This window comes from Brevibacterium sp. R8603A2, from assembly GCF_023072605.1.
GTDB lineage: Bacteria > Actinomycetota > Actinomycetes > Actinomycetales > Brevibacteriaceae > Brevibacterium > Brevibacterium pityocampae.
The window spans coordinates 47,778-71,493 of the sequence record NZ_JALLGN010000008.1 but is presented as its reverse complement, the minus strand read 5'-3'; the positions used below and the strand labels follow the sequence as shown (position 1 = coordinate 71,493).

Annotated in this window: 16 protein-coding genes and 1 riboswitch; of the genes, 4 read left to right on the top strand and 12 right to left on the bottom strand. The window is 71.2% G+C overall.

The features are described from left to right. Positions 1 to 92: 92 nt before the first annotated feature. The 3 genes from gcvT to MTQ12_RS09540 form a co-directional block, all read right to left on the bottom strand. Positions 93 to 1,283 (bottom strand): glycine cleavage system aminomethyltransferase GcvT, encoded by a 1,191-nt coding sequence (gene gcvT, locus MTQ12_RS09550; RefSeq protein ID WP_247618411.1) that lies wholly within the window; start codon positions 1,281 to 1,283, stop codon positions 93 to 95. Then, positions 1,280 to 4,411 (bottom strand): aminomethyl-transferring glycine dehydrogenase, encoded by a 3,132-nt coding sequence (gene gcvP, locus MTQ12_RS09545; RefSeq protein ID WP_247618410.1) that lies wholly within the window; start codon positions 4,409 to 4,411, stop codon positions 1,280 to 1,282. The genes gcvT and gcvP overlap by 4 nt, the downstream gene beginning before the upstream one ends. A 128-nt stretch (positions 4,412 to 4,539) precedes the next feature. Further along, positions 4,540 to 4,687, bottom strand: a riboswitch (glycine riboswitch). Between the two features lie 230 nt (positions 4,688 to 4,917). Then, a complete protein-coding gene (locus tag MTQ12_RS09540) occupies positions 4,918 to 6,582 on the bottom strand; it encodes an amidohydrolase (protein ID WP_247618409.1) in 1,665 nt (554 codons plus the stop codon). Between the two features lie 123 nt (positions 6,583 to 6,705). On the opposite strand from MTQ12_RS09540, the gene MTQ12_RS09535 reads away from it, so the two are divergent. After that, positions 6,706 to 7,233, top strand: a complete 528-nt coding sequence (locus MTQ12_RS09535; RefSeq protein WP_247618408.1) for a hypothetical protein — start codon at positions 6,706 to 6,708, stop codon at positions 7,231 to 7,233. A gap of 77 nt (positions 7,234 to 7,310) precedes the next feature. Here the strand turns inward: MTQ12_RS09535 and MTQ12_RS09530 are convergent, their stop codons facing one another. Further along, a complete protein-coding gene (locus MTQ12_RS09530; RefSeq protein ID WP_247618407.1) occupies positions 7,311 to 9,755 on the bottom strand; it encodes an ATP-dependent DNA ligase in 2,445 nt (814 codons plus the stop codon). Positions 9,756 to 9,890: 135 nt separating this feature from the next. Between MTQ12_RS09530 and MTQ12_RS09525 the strand changes: the two genes are divergently transcribed. Beyond that, positions 9,891 to 11,042, top strand: coding sequence for a Ku protein (locus MTQ12_RS09525; RefSeq protein WP_247618406.1), 1,152 nt, complete (start codon positions 9,891 to 9,893; stop codon positions 11,040 to 11,042). Between the two features lie 220 nt (positions 11,043 to 11,262). On the opposite strand, the gene MTQ12_RS09520 is transcribed toward MTQ12_RS09525, so the two are convergent. The 6 genes from MTQ12_RS09520 to MTQ12_RS09495 all read right to left on the bottom strand — a co-directional run bounded on the left by MTQ12_RS09520 (position 11,263) and on the right by MTQ12_RS09495 (position 16,665). Continuing rightward, positions 11,263 to 12,018, bottom strand: coding sequence for an ATP-binding cassette domain-containing protein (locus MTQ12_RS09520; protein WP_247618405.1), 756 nt, complete (start codon positions 12,016 to 12,018; stop codon positions 11,263 to 11,265). Then, positions 12,015 to 13,034: an iron chelate uptake ABC transporter family permease subunit gene (locus MTQ12_RS09515; protein ID WP_247618404.1), complete on the bottom strand. Its 1,020-nt coding sequence runs from the start codon at positions 13,032 to 13,034 to the stop codon at positions 12,015 to 12,017. The genes MTQ12_RS09520 and MTQ12_RS09515 overlap by 4 nt, the downstream gene beginning before the upstream one ends. Further along, a complete protein-coding gene (locus MTQ12_RS09510; RefSeq protein WP_247618403.1) occupies positions 13,024 to 13,950 on the bottom strand; it encodes an iron chelate uptake ABC transporter family permease subunit in 927 nt (308 codons plus the stop codon). Before MTQ12_RS09510 ends, MTQ12_RS09515 begins: the two co-directional genes overlap by 11 nt. 90 nt (positions 13,951 to 14,040) lie before the next feature. Further along, on the bottom strand, positions 14,041 to 15,003 hold the full coding sequence (locus tag MTQ12_RS09505; protein ID WP_247618402.1) for an ABC transporter substrate-binding protein: 963 nt from the start codon (positions 15,001 to 15,003) through the stop codon (positions 14,041 to 14,043). 278 nt (positions 15,004 to 15,281) lie between these two features. Then, positions 15,282 to 16,316: an inositol monophosphatase family protein gene (locus tag MTQ12_RS09500; RefSeq protein WP_247618401.1), complete on the bottom strand. Its 1,035-nt coding sequence runs from the start codon at positions 16,314 to 16,316 to the stop codon at positions 15,282 to 15,284. 22 nt (positions 16,317 to 16,338) lie between these two features. After that, positions 16,339 to 16,665, bottom strand: a complete 327-nt coding sequence (locus MTQ12_RS09495; protein WP_137318344.1) for a hypothetical protein — start codon at positions 16,663 to 16,665, stop codon at positions 16,339 to 16,341. A gap of 480 nt (positions 16,666 to 17,145) precedes the next feature. On the opposite strand from MTQ12_RS09495, the gene MTQ12_RS09490 reads away from it, so the two are divergent. Both MTQ12_RS09490 and MTQ12_RS09485 read left to right on the top strand, forming a co-directional pair. Beyond that, a complete protein-coding gene (locus tag MTQ12_RS09490) occupies positions 17,146 to 20,166 on the top strand; it encodes an FAD-binding and (Fe-S)-binding domain-containing protein (protein ID WP_247618400.1) in 3,021 nt (1,006 codons plus the stop codon). A 122-nt stretch (positions 20,167 to 20,288) separates the two neighbouring features. Continuing rightward, a complete protein-coding gene (locus MTQ12_RS09485; RefSeq protein WP_247618399.1) occupies positions 20,289 to 21,140 on the top strand; it encodes a potassium channel family protein in 852 nt (283 codons plus the stop codon). A gap of 194 nt (positions 21,141 to 21,334) precedes the next feature. Here MTQ12_RS09485 and MTQ12_RS09480 read toward each other — a convergent pair whose 3' ends face one another. Next, positions 21,335 to 21,724, bottom strand: a complete 390-nt coding sequence (locus MTQ12_RS09480) for a universal stress protein (protein WP_137318347.1) — start codon at positions 21,722 to 21,724, stop codon at positions 21,335 to 21,337. Between the two features lie 287 nt (positions 21,725 to 22,011). After that, positions 22,012 to 23,646, bottom strand: coding sequence for a malate synthase A (gene aceB, locus MTQ12_RS09475; RefSeq protein ID WP_348983870.1), 1,635 nt, complete (start codon positions 23,644 to 23,646; stop codon positions 22,012 to 22,014). Positions 23,647 to 23,716 lie beyond the last annotated feature (70 nt).

Here is a 23,716-nt window from a genome sequence, read left to right as displayed (position 1 = left end):
TGCGATGGGTGCGGGTGCCGACCGTCGGATGCCGCCGGCGAGCCGGTGACATCCGGCGACCCGGCCGGCCCGCGGACGGGCCGGCCGGTGCGTCAGTCCTGTTTGCGGGAGTAGAACGGCAGGGCGGTGACGGTGAAGTCGTTCGCCTTGCCGCGGATGTCGACGCTCACCGCGGTGCCCGGCTCCGCGGCAGCGGAGTCGAGGTAGGCCAGCGCGATCGGGTGGCCGAGCGTCGGCGAGGGCTGGCCCGAGGTCACGGTCCCCACCTCGCTCCCGTCGACGGAGACGACGGCTCCGGCGCGGGCGGCGCGGCGCCCCTCGGAGGTGAGTCCGGCGAGCACGCGGGCGGGTTCCGTGCCGGCGAGCTGTTCGAGCGCGGCCCGGGCCCAGAACTCGCTCTTGTTCTTCAGCGCGGCGGTGACCATCCGGCCCAGGCCGGCGTCGATGGGCGTGGTCTGCCGGCTGAGCTCGTTGCCGTACAGCGGCATCCCGGCCTCGAGGCGCAGCGAATCGCGGGCGGCGAGCCCGGCGGGCACGAGGCCGTGGCCCTCCCCAGCGGCGGTAAGCGCCTCCCACAGGCTGACGGCCTGGGCGTTCGGCAGGTAGAGCTCGAAGCCGTCCTCCCCGGTGTAGCCGGTGCGGGCGAGCATGACGTCGATGCCGGACACGGTGAGCGGCGCCCACGCGTAGTACTTCAGGTCCTCGATGCCGGCTCGGGCACCGGCGTCGTCCTGGGTGGCGAGCAGGATCGCCTCGGCGGCCGGCCCCTGCACCGCGATGAGCGCGGTGTCGCCCGACTCGTCGCGGACCTCGAGGTCGACCGATCCCGCGTCCGCGGTGCCTGCGCTCCGGAACTGCTCGGCGCGCTCGGCGAGCGCGGCCGCGACGGCCGGGGTGTTCGAGGCGTTGGGCACGACGAGGTACTCCTCATCGGCCATCCGGTAGGTGATGAGGTCGTCGATGATGCCGGCGGACTCGTCGACGATGACGCCGTACTTCGCCTTGCCGACCTTCATCGTCGAGTACGTCGCGAGCAGCGCGAAGTCGAGGAACGCCGCGGCCTCCGCGCCGGTCACCCGCACCTCGCCCATGTGGGAGAGGTCGAAGATCCCGGCCGCGTCGCGCACCGCCCGGTGCTCGGCGAGCTCGGAGCCGTACTTGAGCGGCATGTCCCAGCCGCCGAAGTCGGTGAAGCTCGCCCCCAGGGCCGAGTGGACGGAATGGAGCGGGGTCTGCCGCGGGCCGGTCGGCTCCCCGGCCTGCTGCGTGGTGTCGGCACTCATCGCTGGTCTCCCTCGGTCTGCTGATCGGTGGAGGCGGAGCCGCCGGCCCCGCCGGCGACGTCGGTGCGGTCGCCCGAGGCGTCGACATCGGCCGGGCTGGTGGCGGGCTCACCCGCGGAGCCCTCCGTCGCGGGCGCCTCGGTCGCGGAACCCGAGTCCGCGGCACCGGCGGACCCGGCGGGCTCCTCGGCGGTCTCGAACGCCTCCGGCGGCGGGCAGGAGCACACGAGGTTGCGGTCGCCGTAGGCCCCGTCGATGCGGCGCACCGGCGGGAAGTACTTCGTCAGCTCGAGGCCGCGCACCGGGAACACCGCGGTCCTCCGCGAGTACTCGGCGTCCCAGTCGTCCATGACGCAGGTGGCGGTGTGGGGGGCGTTCTTCAGCGGTGACTGCTCGTAGGAGTAGTCGGTGCCGATCGCGTCGATCTCCGCGCGGATGGCGCGCATCGCGGTGATGAAGCGGTCGAGCTCGCCCTTGTCCTCGCTCTCGGTGGGCTCGACCATGAGGGTGCCGGCCACCGGGAAGGCGAGCGTGGGGGCGTGGAAGCCGTAGTCGATGAGCCGCTTGGCGACGTCCTCGGCGGTGACCCCGGTGCGCGCCGTGATGTCGCGCAGGTCGAGGATGCACTCGTGAGCGACGAGCCCGGTCGCCCCGGTGTAGAGCACCGGGAAGGAGTCGTCGAGCTCGCGGGCGAGGTAGTTCGCGCCGAGCAGCGCGGTCTTCGTCGCCTCGGTCAGCCCGTCGGGACCCATGAGCTTCAGGTACGCCCAGCTGATCGGCAGCACGCCGGCCGAGCCGTGGACCGAGGCGCTCACCGGCAGGTGCGCGGTGTCCGGGTCCCCGGCGACGAGCGCGGGGTCGGTGGGGTCGCCGGGCAGGAACGGGGCGAGGTGCTCGCGCACCGCCACCGGGCCCACCCCGGGGCCGCCGCCGCCGTGCGGGATGCAGAAGGTCTTATGGAGGTTGAGGTGGGAGACGTCGCCGCCGAACTTGCCCGGCTTCGCGAGGCCGAGCAGCGCGTTGAGGTTCGCGCCGTCGAGGTACACCTGGCCGCCGGCGTCGTGGATCTTCTCGCACACCGTGCGCACGTCGGCCTCGAACACGCCGTGCGTGGACGGGTAGGTGATCATGATGCCGGCGAGGGTGTCGCGGTGCTTCTCGATCTTCGCGTCGAGGTCGTCGAGGTCGATCGAGCCGTCCTCGGCGGTCTTGACGACGGCGACGTCGAGACCGGCGAGCACCGCGGAGGCGGCGTTCGTGCCGTGGGCGGAGGCCGGCACCAGGCACATGCGGCGCGCGGGCTCGCCGTTGGCGAGGTGGTAGCCGCGGATCGCGAGCAGGCCGGCGAGCTCGCCCTGCGAGCCGGCGTTCGGCTGCAGGGACACCCGGTCGTAGCCGGTGACCTCGACGAGCATGTCCTCGAGCTCGGCGATGAGCTCGCGCCAGCCGGCGGTCTGGGACTCCGGGGCGAAGGGGTGGATGGTGGCGAACTCGGGCCAGGTGATGGCCTCCATCTCCACCGCGGCGTTGAGCTTCATCGTGCACGAGCCGAGCGGGATCATCGTCCGGTCGAGCGCGAGGTCGCGGTCGGCGAGCGTGCGCAGGTAGCGCATCATCATCGTCTCCGAGCCGTGCGAGTTGAACACCGGGTGGGTGAGGAACTCCGAGGTCCGCACGAGCGGTTCGGGCAGCTGCGGGGCGGCGACGTGGCCGGGGCCGAAGGTGCCCTGACCGGCGGTGTCGAACTCCGCCTCGTCGATCCGACCCGGGGCGCCGAGCGCGGCGAGCAGGGCGTTGGCGTCGACGACGGTGTGGGGCTCGCCGAAGGACACGCTCACGTGGTCGGCGTCGAAGCGACGGATGTTGATGCCGGACGCCTCCGCGGCGGCGACGGCTGCCACCGGGTCCGGGACGGACAGCGTGACGGTGTCGAAGAAGGCCTCGGTGACGACCGCCGTGTCCGGCGCCGCGGCGACCTGCTGGGCGAAGGCGTGGGCGAGTCGGTGGATGCGCGAGGCGATCCGGGTCAGCCCGGTGGGGCCGTGGTAGACGGCGTACATCGCCGCGCACACGGCGAGCAGCGCCTGCGCGGTGCAGATGTTCGAGGTCGCCTTCTCGCGGCGGATGTGCTGCTCGCGGGTCTGCAGGGCGAGCCGATAGGCGGGCTTGCCGTCGGCGTCCTTGGACACGCCGACGAGCCGGCCGGGCAGCATCCGCTTGAGCTTCTCGGTCACCGCCATGAAGCCGGCGTGCGGCCCGCCGAAGAACAGCGGCACGCCGAAGCGCTGCGCGGAGCCGACGGCGATGTCCGCTCCCTGGGCGGCGGGCTCCTGCAGCAGGGTGAGGGCGAGGAGGTCGGCGGCGAAGGTCACCAGCGCGCCGCGCTCCTTCGCCCCGGTGACGGCGGCGTCGAAGGAGCGCACCGCGCCCGAGGTGCCGGGCTGGGCGCACACGATGCCGAACACGTCCTCGCCGGCGAGGCCCTGGGACAGGTCGGCGATCCGCACCTCGAAGTCCATCGCCCGGGCGCGGGCGCGGACGACGGCGATGGTCTGCGGGTGGACCTCGGAGTCGAGGACGACGACCGAGCCCTTCTTGTTCGCCCGGCGCATGAGGAGGACCGCCTCGGCGACGGCGGTCGCCTCGTCGAGGAGGGAGGCGTTGGCGATGTCGAGGCCGGTGAGGTCCTGGACGACGTTCTGGAAGTTCAGCAGCGCCTCGAGCCGGCCCTGGCTGATCTCCGGCTGGTACGGGGTGTAGGCGGTGTACCAGGCGGGGTTCTCCACGACGTTGCGGCGGATCACGGCCGGGGTGATGGTGTCGGAGTAGCCCTGCCCGATCATCTGCACGCGGCGCACGTTCTTCGCCGCGATCTCTTTGAGGCGGGTGAGCACCTCGGCCTCGGTGAAGGCCGGGGCGAGCGCGAGCGGGCCGTCCTCGGTGATCGTGGCCGGCACGGCCTCGGCGGCGAGCGCCTCGAGGGAGTCGTATCCGATGGCCGCGAGCATCTCCTCGACCTGCGGGGCGCGCGGGCCGATGTGGCGGTCGGAGAAGGGGCGCACGGTGTCGCCGGCGGGGGCCGAGGTGTGGGCCAGGGTCGAGGTGCGGTCCAGGGAACCAGCAGTCATGGAAGTCCTCACGGTGGTGTGCACGTCGGGGAGACGGACACAGGGTCGGGCACGGTGGTCCTCCCCGTTCTGTCAGCACCTCGCGCCAGCGGTCTGCGGGGACCACGGCGCGGCTCTTCCAGAGTCGCCTGCACGCATCGGTACTGGGCCTGAGAGTTTCCCGGGGAGGGAATTGCACCTACGGCGCCGCGGTGGGCCTCGGACCGGGGCCGCGCGCCTGCTGCGCAGGGCGGGGATTCCGGATCATCGACCGCACGGCTCTCCCGACACGTGTCATCACGGCTTATTCAACTGTGGGGTCCATCATAGCGGCCCGGCCGGGCGGCCGGAAGGAGCTGCGGAGCACCGGCCGCCGCTGGGGAGCACCCGCTCAGCCGGCCGGGAGCGGACTGTGGTGGTATCGGCGGAGAGTAGGTGCATCGACGCCCCCACACTCGTGCATATCCCCCACACTCCGCAGCCGGCGGCCGGAAGGAGCTGCGGCCGGGGGGAACCGCGGGCGCGGTTCAGCGGCTGTGGGCGACCTGCCCGCCGACGACCGTCATGAGCGGCCGGGTGTCGCGCACCCGCGCGGCGTGTTCGAACAGTGCCTGCTCCGAGGCGGCCTCGCCGGTCATCCCGTCGTAGCCGTCCCCGCGCAGCGGATCGTGGTCGAGGACGAGGAAGTCCGCGGCCATCCCGGCGCTGATCCGACCGGTGCGCGTCTCCAGGCCGGCGGCGTAGGCCGCGCCCGCCGAGTGCGCCTCGATCGCGGCGTAGGCGCTGATCCGGCGCTCGGGCTGAAAGGTCGTGGCCGGGTCGCCGGAGATGTCGGCGCGGGTCATCGCGGCGTAGATCGCGGCGAAGGGATTCGCCGGCTCGACGGGCCCGTCGGAGCCGAACGCCACCGTCGCGCCGGCCGCGGCGAGATCGCCCCAGGCGTAGGCGGCCAGGGACTCGTCGGGCCGCAGCCGGTCGAGGAGGTGGAGGTCGGAGATGCAGTGGCGCGGCTGCATCGAGGCGACGACGCCGAGCTCGGCGAAGCGGGCGACATCGGCGGGCTGGATGAACTGGGCGTGCTCGATGCGGTGGCGGAACACCCGCCCGAAGCTCCGCTCGGCCCGCACGGTGCGCTCGGTGTTCGCGGCCAGGGCGGACAGCACGTGGTGGTTGGCCTGGTCGCCGATCGCGTGGATCGCCAGCGAGATCCCGCGGTCGAGCGCCTCGGCGATCTGGCCGCGGAGCACGTCCTCGGTGGCGATCTGGATGCCGTGGTTGGGCTCCTCGCCTGCGGCGTGCGGGAACGGCGAGGACATGTAGCTCGTGTGGGAGCCGAGCGCTCCGTCGGAGAACAGCTTGAGGCCGCCCTGGACGTACCAGTCGTCGCCGCGGCCGGTGCGCCAGCCGGTGCGCTTGGCCCAGTCGAACTCCTCGAGCCGGAGGTACTTGACGACGCGCAGCCGCTGCTCGCCGGTGGCGCGGAGCGCCTCCCAGGTTTCCCGGGAGGCCTGGCCGTCGATGTCGTGGAGGCCGGTGAGGCCTTCGGCGAGCCACGAGTCCTGCGCCTTCCGCAGCCGGTCGACTCGGACCTCGAGCGGGAGGACGGGGATGATGCGCTCGACGAGCGTCGCGGCGTCCTCGCGGAGGATGCCGGTGGGGCGGCCGTGCTCGTCGCGGACGATCTCCCCACCGCGCGGGCTCGGGGTGTCGTCGTGGATCCCGGCGGCGCGCAGGGCCGCGCCGTTGCACCACAGGGTGTGGTAGTCGATCGTCCAGAGCGCCACGGGCCGGTCGGGGAACGCCTCGTCGAGGAGGGTGCGGTCGGGCTGCTCCGGCCGGTCCCAGGTGTTGAAGTCCCAGCGGCCGCCGGTCACCCAGACGCCCTCGGGCAGGGTGCGGGCGTGGGCGCGGACCGCCTCGATCGCCTCGTGCTCGGAGCGGACCCGGCGGAGGTCGATGTCGGCGAGGGTGTCGGCGTACATCCCGGCGTGGAGGTGCGCGTCGACGAGACCGGGGATGATCGTGGCGCCGCGGCAGTCGATCTCCTCGACGCGCACCGTGTCGCTCGCGAGATCGCGCAGCTCGCGGACGCTGCCGACCGCGAGGATCTTCCCCTGCGATTCGAGGATCGCGCGTGCGGTGGGGTTCGCGGGGTCGAACGTCGCCACATCGGCGTGGGTGAAGAGACGCATGGGGCCAGTCTACGGTCGAGGTCGCCCCCAGCGGCAGAGGGCGGGCCGGGTGGGGCGAGCTGCGGGGCGAGAGCAGGCGCCGGCCGGCGGGGCGCCCAGTCGGGCGGGCGTACACTGCGGGGCATGACCTCCGACCCCCGCCTCCACGACTCCCCCGCAGCCCCGGCCCGAGGCGGGTGGGCGGCCCGTCCGGACACGCGCCTCGGCGCCGGGCTGCGGATCGTCCTGCCGGCGATCTGGCTCGGCCTGCTCATCGGCATCTCCCTGCTCGAGGCGCCGCTGAAGTTCCAGGCGCCGGGCATCACGATCCCGCTCGGCCTGGGGATCGGGAGGCTCGTGTTCACCGCGATGAACGCCGTCGAGGTCGTCCTCGCCCTCGTGCTCCTGTTCGCGACCCTGCGGGCCGGGGTCGGCACGGTGCAGCGCGGACTGACCTGGGCGCTCACCGCCGTGCTGCTCATCAAGGTCGCCGGCATCCGGCCGCTGCTCAACCGGCGCACGGACATGGTGCTCGCCGGCGTCGACGACGGCGGCTCGTCCTGGCACTACCTCTACATCGCCGCCGACGGCCTCCTCATCGTCGGGCTCGTCGTTCTCCTCGTCGTCGCCGTCCGCGCCTCGGTCCGCCCGCACGGCACCGCGCAGGCCTGAAGGCCGGCGCGCCGGCCGATCGCACTCCTGAGCCGGTCTGAGGCGCGGTCCGGCAGAGCGGCTGCCGGGGCGGGCCGTCATTCCACCGGCGACTCCCAGCGCACCTCGTCCGGGGTCTTGTCCGGGCGCAGCCCGCGCCAGATCGGCTGTCGCAGCCGCCCCTCGGATGTGCGGCCGGAGTGCGCGACCTCGCCGACGAGCTTCGCGCTCACCCACGTCGCATCGCGGGAGTCCGCCGCGGGGACATCGCCGACAGCCGGGGTCCTGCGCGTGATCCGGTCGAGCTGTGCGCGCAGGTCGGCGAGCTCGGCTTCGGCGAATCCGCTGCCGACGCGCCCCGCGTAGGCGAGCTCCCCGTCCTCGGGCACTGCGAGGAGCAGGGAGCCGAGGGTCGAGGAGCGGCTCCCCTTCCCCGCCCGGTATCCGATGACGACCGCCTCCTGGTGGGCGTCGTGCTTGATCTTGATCCAGCCGCGGGACCGCCGGCCGGGCAGGTAGCGGTCGTCCGTCCGCTTGGCGACGATCCCCTCGAGGCCGAGCTCACGACTGATGTCGATCGCGGCGTCGACCGGCACGCCGAGGGCGGCGGGCACCTGGATGCGGTCGCTGCCCGACCGCCCGTCCCCGCCCAGCAGCTCCTCGAGGAGTGCGCGGCGTTCGGAGTACGGGCGGGTGAGCAGACTGCCGTGCTCCGGTGAGCGGAGGAGGTCGAAGACGAAGAGGTGGGCCGGGGTGTCCTCCATCGCCCGCTCGACATCGCGGGGACGGGTGAGCTTCCCGCGGGTCTGGAGCAGCCCGAAGCTCGGCCGGCTGCTGCTGTCGAGGGCGACGATCTCACCGTCGACCACCGTGCCGGCGGGCACGAGCTCGGCGAGCGCGGCGAGTTCGGGGAAGGTGGGGAGCAGGTCGACGCCGTTGCGGCTGCGGAGCTCGACCCCGTCCTCCCGGACCCCGGCGATCGCCCGATAGCCGTCCCACTTCCCCTCGAACGCCCATTCGTCGTCGGCGTCGAGATCCGCCGGCGATCCCGCCGTCGCGAGCATCGGGGCCGGGAGGTCGTCGGTGAAGGGTGCCGCGGCCGCCGGCTGGTCCTTCATCAGCTGCATGAGCCAGCTGTCGCCGTCGGTATGGACGAGGACGTAGCGTCGGGGCACTCCCCCGAGCCCGCCGTCCGGGCGCCCGTCGAGCACGGCGATGATCTCCTCGCCCGCCCGCCACTTCTCGATGGCGATCGTGCCCGAGTCCCAGATCGTCACCTCACCGGCGCCGTATTCCCCCTTCGGGATCCTCCCCTCGAAGCGCGCGTACTCGAGCGGGTGGTCCTCCGTCTGCACCGCCAGCCGGTTGACGCCCGGCTCCAGGGGCGGGCCCTTGGGCACCGCCCAGGACACGAGCACCCCGTCGCGCTCGTAGCGGGTGTCGAAGTGGAGGCGGCTGGCGTGGTGCTCCTGGATGACGAAGATCGGCTCGGTGCCCGCGGAGCCCGCCGTCCGCCCGGCTTCCTCCTCGCCCGTCCCCCTGGAGCCGCCCCGCGCGGACCCGTGCGGTGCGGCCTCCGGCACCGGCTCCGGCGTCCGGGCGGCGTCCCGTCTGGCCCGGTAGGCGTCCAGCGCATCGGCCGAGCCGTCCGCTCGCTGGCCCTGCCCGAGATCGGCCATCGGGTCGAGGCCGTCGGCCACCCGGTCCATCACCTGGCGGTGGTCGAGCTGCGCCAGGCCCGGGTCGTCGAGCTCGTCCCAGGTGCGCGGCGCGGCGACGAACGGACGGGCCCGGCCGCGCAGCGAGTAGGGGCAGACGGTGGTCTTGCTCGCATTGTTCTGGCTCCAGTCGACGAGCACCCTGCCGCGGCGCAGCGACTTCTTCATCCGGCTCACCACGAGGTCGGGGTGATCGGCCTCGAGGGACCGAGCGAGCTCGTGGGCCACCTCGGACACCTGCTCCGAGGTCGAGGCGCCGTCGAGCCCGGCGTAGAGGTGGATGCCCTTCGACCCGGAGGTCACCGGCACCGACTCGAGACCGAGGTCGGTGAGGATGTCCCGGCACAGGCGGGCGACCTCGGCGCACTCGGCGAGTCCGAGCCCCGGGCCCGGGTCGAGGTCGAGCACCAGCCGGTCGGGATTCTGCGGGACGCCGTCCGCGTCGAACCGCCATTGCGGGACGTGGATCTCGAGGGCCGCGACCTGCCCCAGCCAGGCGAGCACTGAGGGCCCGTCGATGAGCGGGTAGGTGTTCGTGTGGTCGGAGTGCTCGAGTTCCTCCCGTGGCACCCAGCCGGGCGCGGATTCCTCGAGGTCCTTGCGGAAGAACGGTGACCGGGGCTCGGCCTCGGTGCCGACCCCGTCCGGCCAGTGCTTGCGCGTGACGGGGCGCCCGGCCGCCTGCGGGACGAGCACCGGCGCGATGGTGCTGAGGTAGGTCAGGACGTCGGCCTTCGTGGTCCCCGCGGACGGGTAGAGCACCTTGTCGAGGTTGCTCAGCGTCAGCTGCCGGCCGTCGACCGTGACCTTCTGCCGCTTCGCCATCCGTCCTCCTCCGTCGGGCCGCGCGTCGGGTCCCGGGGGCGGCGGATTCAAGGGGCCTTGTGGTCGCTCGGGTACTCGCTAGGCTGATGGAACAGCATCCTAGTGCTCGTGCACGCGTCCTGACAGGGGTGGAACATGAGAGCGATCTGGTCCGGAACGGTGTCCTTCGGCCTCGTCAGCGTGCCGGTCAAGCTGTATTCGGCGACCGAGAGCCACGATGTCGATCTCCATCAGGTCCATGACGCCGACGGCGGTCGGATCCGGTACCAGCGGCGCTGCGAGGTGTGCGGGAAGACGGTCGACTACGCGCACATCGACAAGGCCTACGACGACGGCGAGGACACCGTGGTGCTCTCCGACGAGGAGCTCGAGTCGCTGCCGGCGGAGGCGGACAAGGAGATCGAGGTCGTCCAGTTCGTCCCGGACGAGCAGATCGACCCGATGACCTTCGAGAAGAGCTACTACCTCGAGCCCGCCGCGAAGTCGGCGAAGGCCTACATCCTGCTCCGCCGGACGCTCGAGGAGACCGCACGGACCGCGGTGGTGACGTTCGCGCTGCGCTCGCGGACCCGGCTGGCGGCGCTGCGCGTGCGCGACGACGTCATCGTCCTGCAGACCATGCTGTGGGCCGACGAGGTGCGTGATGCGGACTTCGACGCCGCCTCGGCCGAGGTGAGGATCAGCAAGCGGGAGATGGAGATGTCGCGTGCGCTCGTCGAGCAGTTCTCCGAGGACTACGAGCCGGAGAGGTTCGTCGACGAGTACCAGGAGGAGCTGCGGACGCTCATCGACGAGAAGCTCGACCAGGGGGACGCGCTCGACACGGACGCGACCTTCGGCCGCACCGACGACGAGGACGGCGGAGACGGCGAGGGCGGCGGAGACGTCATCGACCTCATGGAGGCGCTCAAGCGCAGCGTCGAGAAGCACCGCGGCTCGCAGACGGGCGGCTCACAGGCGGGCGGCTCACAGGCGGGCGGTTCCCAGGCGGGCACCGCGGGGTCGGGTGCGAGTGCGAAGGGCTCGAAGTCGGGCACCGCGAAGAAGGGCTCGAAGTCGAAGAAGAAGAATTCGGACTCCGCGAAGACGAGCGCGAAGAAATCCCCGCAGAAGGGCTCGAAGTCGGGGAGGAAACCGGCCTCGAAGAAGAAGTCATCCGGCGCGAAGTCCTCGAAGAGCGCGTCCGGGACGAAGACGTCGTCATCGGCGAAGACGTCGAAGGCCTCGACAGCGTCGAAGAAGTCGTCATCGTCGAAGAAGTCCGGCGGGAGGAAGAAGTCGGCCTGAGGCGCGCCGGACCCCGACCTCCACGGCCACTTCCAGTGTGGTCCTTCCGCTCCACGGCCACTCCAGTGCGGTTCTCCCGTTCCACGGCCACTTCCAGTGCGGTCCTTCCGCTCCACGGCCACCCCAGTGCGGTTCTCCCATTCCACGGCCGAACCAGTGCGGTTTCGGCACCGGATCCGCACTGCGGTGACCCCCGAACCGTCCCCCGCACCCAGGAGGCTCAGAAGTACACGCCGATCCGGCGGCCGTCGACCTCGATGATGCGGATGTCCATGTCGTAGATGTTCGCCAGGCACTCCGTCGTCATGATGTCGCAGGAGTTCCCGGCGGCCACGATCTTGCCGCGCTTCATCGCGATGATCGAGTCCGAGTAGGTCGAGGCGAAGTTGATGTCGTGGATGACGATGACGATCGTCTTCCCGAGGTCGTCCGCGGCCCGCCGGAGCAGGCGCATCATGTGCACCGAGTGCTTCATGTCGAGGTTGTTGAGCGGCTCGTCGAGGAGCACGAACTCGGTGTCCTGCGCCATGACCATCGCGACGTAGGCACGCTGCCGCTGTCCGCCGGAGAGCTGGTCGATGAACCGGTTGCGGAGCCCGCCGAGGTCGAAGTACTGGATGTGGCGCTCGATCTCGAAGGTGTCCTCCGGGGTGAGCCGGCCCTTCGAGTACGGGTAGCGGCCGAACGCCACGAGGTCCTGCACCGTGAGGCGCATGGTCATGTGGTTCTCCTGGCGGAGGATCGCCAGGTGCCGGGCCAGCCGGTCGGAGGCGACGGTCGACACGTCCATCCCGGCCACGGTGATCGAGCCGGCGTCCGAGGGCAGCAGGCGCGCGATCATCGACAGCATGGTCGACTTGCCCGCCCCGTTGGCGCCGATGATCGAGGTGACGCCCCCGGCGGGGATCGACAGCGTGACGTCGTCGACGACCACCTGGTGGTCGTAGATCTTGGTGACGCCGGACAGTTCGATCATGTGGTGCCCTTTCTGCGCAGCAGCAGGCCGATGAACAGCAGGCCGCCGACGAACTCGATGATGACGCTGAGCGCGGTGGAGAATCCGAGCAGGTGCTCCATGACGAACTGGCCGCCGACGAGCGTGATGACGGTGACGCCGATGACGAACGGCAGCAGCACCGCGTGCCGGTACGACCCGGCGAGCTGGTACGCGAGGTGCGCGACGATGAGACCGAGGAACGTCGAGGGCCCGACGAGCGCGGTCGAGGCGGCGATGAGCACGGAAACGAGGAACAGCACCCAGACGGTGACCCGCTGGTGGCGCACGCCGAGGTTGATCGCGGTGTCGCGACCCAGGCCCATGACGTCGAGCGGGTTGCGCAGCAGCCACAGACCGGCGCACGCCACGGCGACGATGATCCCGGCCACCGGCACGATCTCGGCCTGGATGGAGTTGAAGCTCGCGAAGAAGGTGTCCTGGAGCACCTGGTACTCGTTGGGGTCCATGATGCGCTGGAGGAAGAGGGAGATCGACCGGAACAGGGTCGAGAGCACGATTCCGACGAGGAGCACGACCTGCAGGGACCGCCGGGCGCCGACGAGCAGCCAGGTGTAGAGCAGCATGCAGACGATGACCATCGCGATCATCTCCGCGAAGAAGCGTCCGGTGACGTTCCACAGAGCCAGTGCGGTCGAGCCGACGGCAAAGGTCAGCGCGGTCTGGATGAGCATGAACAGCGCGTCGAAGCCCATGATCGACGGGGTGAGGATCCGGTTGCCGGTGACCGTCTGGAAGGCGACCGAGGCGGTGCCGACGGCGGCCCCCACGATGACCATGCCGATGACCGCCGTGGTGCGCCGTTCGACGATGTACTCGAAGGCGCCGCGGATGTCCCAGAACACGAACGCGAAGCACAGCACGGCGGCGACGATGAGGACGACGGCCAGGCGCATGCCGGCGGGCATCGACTGCCGGGTGCGCCGCTCGGGCTCGGGGGTCTCGATGACGCCCAGGGCTGCGGGTTCAGTACTCACGCTTCGACCCCCAGAGGAGCAGGAACAGGAACAGGCCCGAGCCGAGGACGCCCATGGTCAGGCCGATCGGGATCTCGGCGGGGAAGATGATGATGCGCCCGACGACGTCGCACAGGAGCACGAGGCCGGCGCCGAGCACCGCGACCCAGGGCACGCCGCGCCGGACGTTGTCGCCGAACAGCAGCGTGACGAGGTTCGGCACGATGAGCCCGAGGAAGGGGATCGCACCGACGGTGACGACGACGACCGCGGTGACGAGGGCGACGATCGTCAGCCCGATCGCCATGATCTTCCCGTAGCTCATGCCGAGGCTCGTGGTGAAGTCCTGGCCGAGGCCGACGACGGTGAAGCGGTCGGCGGCGATGTAGGCGATGAGCGTGAGGATGCCGACGATCCACAGCAGCTCGTAGCGGCCCTTGAGGACGGCGGAGAAGTCGCCGGTGGTCCAGGCGTTGAGGGTCTGCAGGAGGTTCGAGCCGTAGGCGATGAAGGTCGAGATCGAGGCGATGACGCCGCCGAGCATGAGCCCGATGAGGGGGACGAAGAGGGTGTTGCGCAGCGGCAGCCGGGTGAGGATGAGGAGGAACAGCCCGGTGCCGAGCAGCGCCATCACGGACCCGGCGCTCATCTTGAGGAAGATCGAGGCGTTCGGGACCGCGAGGGTGATGAGGAGGAGTCCGAGGCTGGCGGACTCGACGGTGCCCGCGGTCGAGGGCTCGACGAACTTGTTGCGTGCCATCATCTGCATGATGAGGCCGGCGACGGCGAGCGCGGTGCCGGCGAGGATGAGGGAGACGGTGCGCGGGATGCGCGAGATGGCGAACACCTCGGCGGCCTTGTCCTGCCCGCTCAGCAGATCGGAGAGGGAGAACTCCGCGACACCGATGAAGAGGGACACGGCCGCGAGGGCGAGCACTCCCAGCACCGCTCCGATGAGCGTGATGGTGGAGAGTGCCCGCCCTCGCTTCTGCGTCTCGCAGAAAAGAGGCTCGGCGCTACGCACTGATCAGGCTGACTGCACTTCTTCGGCCATGTCGGACAGCGCCTGCGGTCCGGTGACACCGATGATGTACCAGGTCATGGGATCGAGGTAGATGATCCGGTCGTTCTGCGCGGCCTTCGTCTGCTTCACCAGGTCGTTGTCGAGGACCTGCTCGGCCGGCTGCGCACCCTCGGTGCCCTTGGCGGCATCGGTGTCGACGACGAAGATCGTCTCCGGGTCGGCCTCGGACACGAACTCGAAGCTCACGGTCTGGCCGTGGGTGGACTCCTCGATGTTCTCGTCCGCCGGGGTGAACCCGAAGGTCGTGTGGATGATGCCGAACCGCGAGCCCGGCCCGAAGGCGCTGATCTTGCCGCCGCCGGAGGACAGGACGAGGGTGGAGCCGGCATCACCGGCTGCGCTCTTCGCGTCCTCGATGTCGGCCTTGACCTCCTCGACCTCCTCGGTCGCGGCGTCCTCGGCCTGGAAGATCTCACCGAGCATGCTGAGGTTGCGGTCGAGCTCCTCGACGGGGTCCTCGGTCGGGTCTGCCATGACCTGGATGGTCGGGGCGATCTTCTCGAGCTCGGGGATAACCTCGGCGGTGCGGCCGCCGGCGACGATGAGGTCGGGGCCGATCTCGCTGATCGCGTCGAAGTCGGGCTCCTTGAGGGAGCCGACCTGCGGGATGTCGCCGTCCTGGTAGTCGGCGAGGTCCTCGGGCACCTTGCCCTTGGCGACACCGGCGACGGCGTCGCCCTCGTCGAGGGCGTCGATCGCGTCGAGCGCGGCCATGTCGAGGACGACGACCTTCTGCGGGTCCTGGGTCACGGTGGTCTCGCCCGCCGGGTGGGTGACGGTGATCTCGGCTCCCGCGGAGCCTCCTTCGGACCCGCCGGCGGAGGCCGTCTGCGGGGAGCCGCAGCCGGCCATGACGAGGGAAGCGGCGGCGAGGGCGCCGAGCACGCCGTATCGAGTGGAGAGCATGATGTCCTTTGAATCGGTCGGTACACGGAAGAATGCTGACGGGCACGCAGGGCGTCCCGGGCGGGATCGCGGCCTCGGGCCCGAATGGTCAGCACCGACGATCCGCGTCTCGACGGTTCCCGGGGCGCCGCGCCGAGTGCGGCGATCGGGAATTACGCAAGATTCCTCTGTGCTTACCGAGGTAAGCCTACCCTTACCCCCGGCAATATGCCAAGCGAAGTGTGGCCTAATTGATCGAGTGCTCAGGCATGCGCTCTCACCAGTCAGGATGGAGGGCTTCAGGCGTAGAAGCGTTCGCGGAGGAAGGCGAAGCGCTCCGGGGTGTCCGCGGCGATGCAGAGCCTCTCCTCGCCGTCGGGCCGCTGCACGGTGAGGCCCGCCTCCTCGGCGACGACCGCGCCTCCGGCCCAGTCGTAGACGTTGATGCCGTACTCGCAGTAGGCGTTGACCCGACCCTCCGCGGCGTAGCAGAGGTCGACGGCGGCGGAACCGGCGCGGCGGATGTCGTCGAACTCCTCCATGATCCGCCCGAGTGCGGCGAGCTGGAGGGTCCGCCTCTCCGGCGAGTAGCTGAAACCGGTCGCGAGCACACGGCCCCGGCGCCCGTCCGGGGTGCCCGACAGGCGCGTGTACGCGAGCTCGCCGGGCACGAGGAGCGGATTCGCCGACGTCGCGCGCGCCTCCACCGGCCCCGGCAGGCCCGGGACCTTCCAAGCCCCGCCGCCGGCGCGGGCGAACCACACCGTGCGCAGGGCGGGAGCGGCGACGAGGCCGATGACCCAGCGGCCCGACTCGGGATCGCGTCCGCCGATCGAGAAGCAGTGCTGCTCGATCCCGCGGACGTAGTTCACCGTGCCGTCGATCGGGTCGACGTGCCATTCGATCGGCCGGTCGGCTACGACGGCAGGCGCGGCTTCGCCGGGAGACGCGTCACGGACGCCGGACGCGGGCTCGGAACCGACTGCGGATTCGGCACGGTTCCCGGATTCCACGGATGGGCACTCGAGCGCACCCGGCCCGGCGAGGAGGCGGGCGGCGATGCGGTCGCCGCCGGGCACCTCGGCGAGGGTGCGGGCGGCAGCGCCCTCCTCGCCCACCATGGTGTCCTGCGGGCGGGCGGCGCGCAGATGACCTGCGACGAGGGATTCGATCTCCGCGTCGGTGACGGTGACGAGGTCGTTGGGATCACCCTTCGCCTCGACGAGGGCGGTGTCGAGCCGCTGCCGCCAGTGCGTCATGCGGCTCGTCGCGATGAGCGCGGCATCGCGCGCGGCAACGAGGAGCGGGTCGGCGAGGAACGTCTCCGTATTCACCCTTCGAGCCTAGCGGCCGGGGTCAGGTGACGGCGCCGGAGGGGCCCTGTTCGGGGGCGGAGGCCGAGGGCGCGGACTGGGAGCTGATGGCGGCGATGTCCCCGGCCACCCCGAAGCTGCCGGAGCGGTTCTCGTTGGACTCGCGGTGGCGGCGGACGATCTCCTGCACTGCCTGCGAGGAGGTCCCCGCGGCGTCGGCGATCGCGGAATACGTGACCTCTTCCTCACGCGCACGAAGGATGGCGGCGACATAGTTCGCATTCACCCGGCTCCGCTGCCGGGCGATGCGTCGGACAGCGTTGACGAGCACCTTCTGCTCTGCAGTCAGCTGTCGTGCGCGACGTGACATGTACTTCTACCTCAGACCCACTCGATTCGGTGTGTGGTCATCGAGTCACACAACTGAAAGACGTGCACAGGTGCCACGGTCAAGACCGACTGCATGCCACCGAGTGCATTACAGCAGGATTCTCTAACCAAACTCAAAGACCAGGCGGCAACAACCCGCACCGCCAGGATAGATGTTATTCTATCGTGACTTGATCCGGTTTTCATTTTGTCAAGTTGTCTTGTCACCCTATAGTATCATCCGCCGCACGGAGCCGCCAAGGGAGCTTGCAGGCTGGGCGCACGGTCCGGGCTGTCGGCGGTCGCGCGGCCCCGCACGGCACGGCGCGCTGTCCCACTCGTGCCGACGCCCCCGCCCGTTCCTCCCGCCCATTCCTCCCGTCCGTGTAGGCCGGCCGCACCGATACCGCTGCGCCGCCACATCTCGACCGCTCCGCGAACAGCCGTGGCGGTCGCTCGGCCCGCGGGACACAATGGGTCCATGACTTCGGATACCGTCGCTCGCCCCACCGCTCATCCCGCGCCCGACTATCCGGCTCCCGCACCGGACCGTGTGGCGCAGGTCGCTGGGGCCCTCGCAGCGGCCGGGCTCCGGGACTTCACGACCGACGCCGCCCAGCGCGCCGCCTACTCCTCCGACGGCTCGCTCTTCCGAATCGTCCCCACCGCCGTCGTGTTCCCCGCCGACGAGGCCGAGGTCGCCGCCGCCCTGTCCGTGGCCCGCGTACTCGAGGTGCCGATCACCTCGCGCGGGGCCGGCACCACGCTCGCCGGCAACGCCATCGGGCCGGGCATCGTCCTCGACTTCTCCCGGCACATGACAGCCGTCCGCGAGATCCTCCCGGAGGAGCGTGCCGCGTGGGTGGAGCCCGGCGTCGTCCACGCCGAGCTGCAGGCCCGGGCCCGCGCCCACGGCCTGCGGTTCGGCCCGGACCCCTCGACGCACACCCGCTGCACGATCGGTGGGATGATCGGCAACAACGCGTGCGGACCGCGGGCCATGGGCTACGGCCGGACCGTCGACAACGTGCTCGCACTGCGGGTCATGCTCCTCGACGGCACGATCGTCGACCTCGATGGGGCCGCCGATGCGGATCTCTTCCCCCGCCTCCACGCGCTCGTTGGCGAGAACCTGGGCACCATCCGGACCGAGCTCGGCCATTTCTCCCGGCAGGTGTCGGGGTACGCGCTGGAGAACCTCCTGCCCGAGCACGGCTTCGACCTGCGGAAGGCGTTCGTCGGCTCCGAGGGCACCTGGGGCGTGATCCTCGCCGCGAAGATGCGCCTCGTCGCCGACCCCGCCCACGTCACCACGGTGGTGCTGGGCTACCCGGACATGCCGAGCGCGGCCGACGACGTGCCGGTGCTCCGCCGCTTCCCCGTCACCGCCTGCGAGGGCATGGACCGGCGGATGGTCGACCGGCTCATCGACACGAAGGGTCCCGATGCGGTGCCGCCCATGCCCGCGGGGGACGGCTGGATGATCGTCGAGCTCGCCTCCGACGACGCCGCCGCGCTCGCAGCGCAGGCCGAGGAGCTCGTCGCGGCCGCCGCGGCCGGTGACTCGATGATCCTCGGACTCGGGGACGCGGAACCGATCTGGAAGATCCGGGCCGATGGTGCCGGCCTCGTCTCCCGCACCCCCGATGGCCGGGACGCCCATGCCGGGTGGGAGGACTCCGCGGTCCCGCCGGAGCGCCTCGGCGACTACCTGCGCGAGCTCATGGCGCTCCTCGAGGAGCACGGGCTGTGGGCGCTGCCCTACGGGCACTTCGGCGACGGCTGTCTCCACATGCGGGTCGACTTCCCGCTCGACGAGGACGGCGGCCGACAGGCCATGCGCGACTTCATGTTCGCCGCGGCGGACCTCGTCGCCCGCTACGGCGGCTCGGTGTCCGGCGAGCACGGGGACGGCCGGGCCCGCGGCGAGCTCCTGCCGCGCATGTACTCCCCCGCCGCGATCGCCCTGTTCGCCGCGGTCAAGCACCTGTTCGACCCGCGGAACCTCCTCAACCCCGGGATCATGGTCGACCCGGACCCGCTCGATGCCGGGATCCGGGTGGCGCTCGCCCGCCCCGGCGATCTGCTGCCGGTGCGCCCGGCCGGGCTCGGCTACGGCTTCGCCCACGACCAGGGCGACTTCACCACCGCGGTCCACCGCTGCACCGGGGTGGGCAAGTGCCGGGCGGACTCCGCGGCGACGGGCGGGGTGATGTGCCCGTCCTACCAGGCCACTCGTGACGAGCTCCATTCGACGCGCGGCCGCGCCCGGGTGCTCCAGGAGATGGTGTCCGGGGACCTCGTCGACACCGACTGGCGGGCGCCCGAGGTGCACGAGGCGCTCGACCTGTGCCTGAGCTGCAAAGCGTGCGACTCCGAGTGCCCGACCGGTACCGACATGGCCGCGTACAAGGCCGAGGTGCTCCACCAGGCGTACAAGGGCCGGCTGCGGCCGATGGACCACTACGTGCTCGGCTGGCTGCCGTGGCTCTCACGGGTGGGTGCGCCGCTCGCGCCGCTCGCCAACCTGACCGAGCGGCTGCCGGTGCTCGGCCGGCTGGCGAAGAAGGTCGCGGGGATCGATGCCCGCCGCCGCATCCCGGCCTTCACGCGCACGACCTTCACCCGCTGGTTCGGCAGGCGCTCGGACGGTGCGGGGCGGCTGGTCGCCGGTGGCCGGCAAGAGGAGGGCGCCGGGGCGGCCGCCGCCGGCACCGGAGCCGCCACCAGGGCGACGGACGGCAGCGGGGCGACCGGGGTCACGCAGCGGACCCGCGAGGTCGTCCTGTTCGCCGACACCTGGTCGAACTTCTTCGCCCCGCGGGTGCTCGCCGCCGCGGTCCGGGTGCTCCTCGATGCCGGCGTCGACGTCCGCGTCATCCCGAGCACCGAGTGCTGCGGCCTGACGTGGATCTCGACCGGCCAGCTCGACCTGGCCAAGCAGGTCATGGGGTCCGCGGTCGAGGCGCTCGACGCCACCGGCGACGTGCCGATCATCGGCGTCGAGCCGTCGTGCACGGCGACCCTGCGGGACGAGACGGGGAAGCTGCTCGGCACCTCGGCGGCAGCGCGCGTGGCCGCCCGCACCCGCACGCTCGCGGAATACCTGCTCGACATCGGGTACCCGGCGCCCGACCTGTCCGACCTCACCGCGGTCGTGCAGCCGCACTGCCACCACTCGGCGGTCATGGGGTTCGCCGCGGACCGGGAGCTGCTCGCCCGGACCGGGATCACCACCCGGGTGCTCGGCGGCTGCTGCGGCCTGGCGGGGAACTTCGGGGTGGTCGAGGGCCACTACGAGACCTCGGAGGCGGTCGGGGAGCTCGCGCTGCTGCCGGCTGTCCGGGAGGCACCGGCGGAGGCGATCGTGCTCGCCGACGGCTACTCGTGCCGCACGCAGCTCGCCGACCTCAGCGACCGGAAGGGCGTCCACCTCGCCGAGCTCCTCGCCTGGCGCCTCCCAGCCCCCTCCCCTGAGAACTCGATTTCCGAAGGTTCCTGAGAGCGGATCCGCGATCCATCGCAAGGTCGATCACAGCCCCCGGTACGCTTCTCCTACTGCCGTTCGCGCGCTGCACCTCACGTGCAGACCCCAGTGATCGACCCCAGGAATCGAGGTGCCGCATGGCCGAGCCGACGACCCGCGCTCCGCACACCGAATCGACCGCCGAGCCGACACGCGTGGAGCGATGGGAGCGCCGGGCCGAGGTCCCGATGCTCCTCCTGTCGTTCGCGTTCGTCGCGGCCTACGCGTGGACGGTCATCGATCCGACTCTGTCGCCGACGCTCGAGAGCTTCCTCGTCGCGGTCTCCTGGACCACATGGTTCGCGTTCGCGGTCGACTTCGCGATCAGGATCGCGCTCGCCGAGCACCGCCTGCGCTACATCCTCCAGCACTGGTACGACGTGTTCCTCGTCGCCCTGCCGATGTTCCGCGCGCTCCGGCTGCTCAGGATCCTCGGCACCCTGCGCATCCTCAACCGCGTGTTCCAGCAGCGGCTCATCGGCCGCACGGGTGCCTACGTCGTCCTCGCCTCGTTCTTCTGCATCTTCTTCGGCAGCCTCGCGGTGCTCGACGTCGAGCAGGAGGCCCCGGATTCGCAGATCACGAGCTTCGGCGACGCGCTCTGGTGGGCGGTGGTCACCTCGACGACGGTGGGTTACGGCGACCTGTACCCCGTCACCGCGGCCGGGCGGGCGGTGGCCGTCGGGCTCATGATCCTCGGGATCGCGCTCCTCGGTGCCGTGACGGCGAGCATGGCGGCGTGGCTCGTGGCCGCGGTCGAGCAGGACCGCACCCGCCGGGCCGAGGCCGAGGCGGACGCAGCCGCCGAGGCGCGTGCCGGTGTCGAGGCGCGTGCCGGAGCGGGCAGGGATATGAGCGCGGGTCCGGATGCAGGTCGGGGTGCAGATGCCGATGCGTCTGCGGACCACGTCTGCGCCTGCGCGGTCTGCGGTCGGCAGCTGACCGAGTAGCCGCGGACGGACGCGGATGGACACGGACGGGCGCCGTCGGACAGGGGCACCGGTCCGCGAACTGCGGAGTATCCCGTTCCCGGCGCGCAATTGCGCAGCTCTTTCCGGATACCGCGCAGTTCGGTGCCGCAGGGCTCACGGAGTCAGTGCCCCGGGTCGCGCGCATCGCGCCTGGTTCCACCAGGCCCGGCCGATCAGGCCTTGGCAGTGAGGACCGGGACGGCTGCGTCGAGGAGGATGCGCTGGGCCTGCGATCCGAGGATGAACTTCCCGATCGCGCTGCGCTTGCGCAAGCCGATGACGATGATCTGCGCGTTGTGCTCCTCGGCGAGATCGTTGAGCGTGCCGACGAGGTCGTCCTCGTGGGTCGGCTGGATGACCTCGACCTCGACCCCGGCCTCCGTGCCGAGCTCGACGATGCGCGCAGCGTCCTGCTGCTGGATCGTGGTCACGCTGTCGACCGCGCCCTTGCGAGGCGAGTTCACCACGACGGCTCGAGCGCCGCGCAGCTTCGCCTCGGTGAATCCGAGTTCGAGCGCCGCCTCACCCTCGGGCGCCGGGAGGTAACCGATGAGAACCGTCATGGCATCAGTATGGCACCCGACGCGATCCGCGCCAGTCCGCCGCGGAGGCACCCACCGGCCAGGCGCCGACCACGGGGGGGTCCCCCGCCGAGGCGCCCGCCGGCCCGGCGCCGACCACAGAAAGCCCGCAACCGAGGCGCAGTCGCTCCGGCACCTCACCCGCACCGCAGCATCACCGCAGGTCAGCCACCATCCTTCCACCGGCCCGGGACACGACTGAGGGTGCAAAATCCGGCGATTCCGTTCTCAGGAACCTTCAGAAATTGCACCCTCAGGGGTGGGTGGGATCAGGCGACGAAGGAGAGCTCGCGGGCCCGGCGGTCGACGAGGTATTGCGTGTACGCCGGGGTCGTGAGGAAGTCGGGGAACTCCTCGCGCAGTGCGGTCTGGCGGAAGATCTCCACCGCATCGCAGTAGTGGTCGGCCGGGTGCCGCGGGATCGTCGCGAGCTCCTCGGCGAGGAACCGGTCGACGAGCGAGCGGGTGACGGTGCGCCCGTCCACGAGCTGCGCGCCGTGCTGCACCCACTGCCAGATCTGGCCGCGGGAGATCTCCGCGGTCGCGGCGTCCTCCATGAGGTTGTTCAGCGCCACCGCCCCGGTGCCGCCGAGCCAGGCGTTGAGGTAGCCGAGGCCCACGCGGATGTTCGCGCGTACACCCGCCTCGGTCGGGGTGCCGTCCATCCCGGACATGTCGATGAGGTCCTCGGCGGACACCGCCACGTCCTCGCGCAGCCGGTCCAGCTGGTGCGGGCGGTCGCCGAGCACCGCGTCGAAGGCCTCCTGCGCCACCGGGATGAGGTCCGGGTGGGCGACCCACGAGCCGTCGAAGCCGTCGCCGGCCTCACGCTGCTTGTCGGCCCGCACCTGCTCGAAGGCGTGCGCGGTGGTCTCCGGCTCGCGGCGGTTGGGGATGAAGGCGCTCATCCCGCCGATCGCGTGCGCCCCACGCTTGTGGCAGGTCTGCACGAGCAGCTCGGTGTAGGCCCGCATGAAGGGCACCGTCATGGTGACCTCGGAGCGGTCCGGCAGCAGGAAGTCGCGGTGGTTCCGGAAGTTCTTGATGAGGGAGAAGATGTAGTCCCAGCGGCCGGCGTTGAGCCCGGCGATGTGCTCGCGCATCTCCCACAGGATCTCCTCCATCTGGAAGGCCGCGGTGATCGTCTCGATGAGCACGGTCGCACGGATGGTGCCCTGCGGGATGCCGAGCCGATCCTGCGCGAACACGAACACGTCGTTCCACAGCTTCGCCTCGCGGGCGGCCTCGAGCTTCGCGATGTAGAAGTACGGTCCGCGGCCGCGGGCGATGAGCTCGGCGGCGTTGTGGAAGAGGTAGAGGCCGAAGTCGACGAGGGAGGCCGAGGCGGCGAACTCCGAGCCGTTGTCGTCGACGAAACGCAGGTGCTTCTCCGGCAGGTGCCAGCCGCGCGGGCGGACGACGATGGTGGGCGGCGTCGGGTTGGTCACACGGTACTGCTTCCCGGTGTCCGCCGCAGTGAACTCGAGCTCCCCGCGCACCGCGCGGGTGAGGTTCCCGATCCCGGTCACGATGTTGTCCCAGGTGGGGGACGTGGCGTCTTCGAGGTCGGCGAGCCAGACGCGGGCGGCGGAGTTGAGGGCGTTGACCGCCATGCGGGCCGACACCGGCCCGGTGATCTCGACTCGGCGGTCCTCGAGACCGGGGGCGCCGCGGTGGCCGGCGACCTGCCAGTCAGCGTCCTCACGGATGCTGCGGGTCTCGGCCTTGAAGGTGGGGAACCGGCCGTGGTCGATGTTCGCCCGGCGCACCTCGCGCGCGGAGAGGATCTCGCGGCGGCGGCCGACGAACTCCTCGTGCAGCGCGGCAACGAAGTCGAGGGCCTCGGCGGTGAGGATCTGCTCGTAACCGGTCGTCATGGGGCCGGTGATGATCATGCGGGACATCGGTGTCATCTCCTGGTGAAGAAGGGGTGCGGTGCCCGGTACCGGCTCAGGTACCGGGCACCGCGTGTCG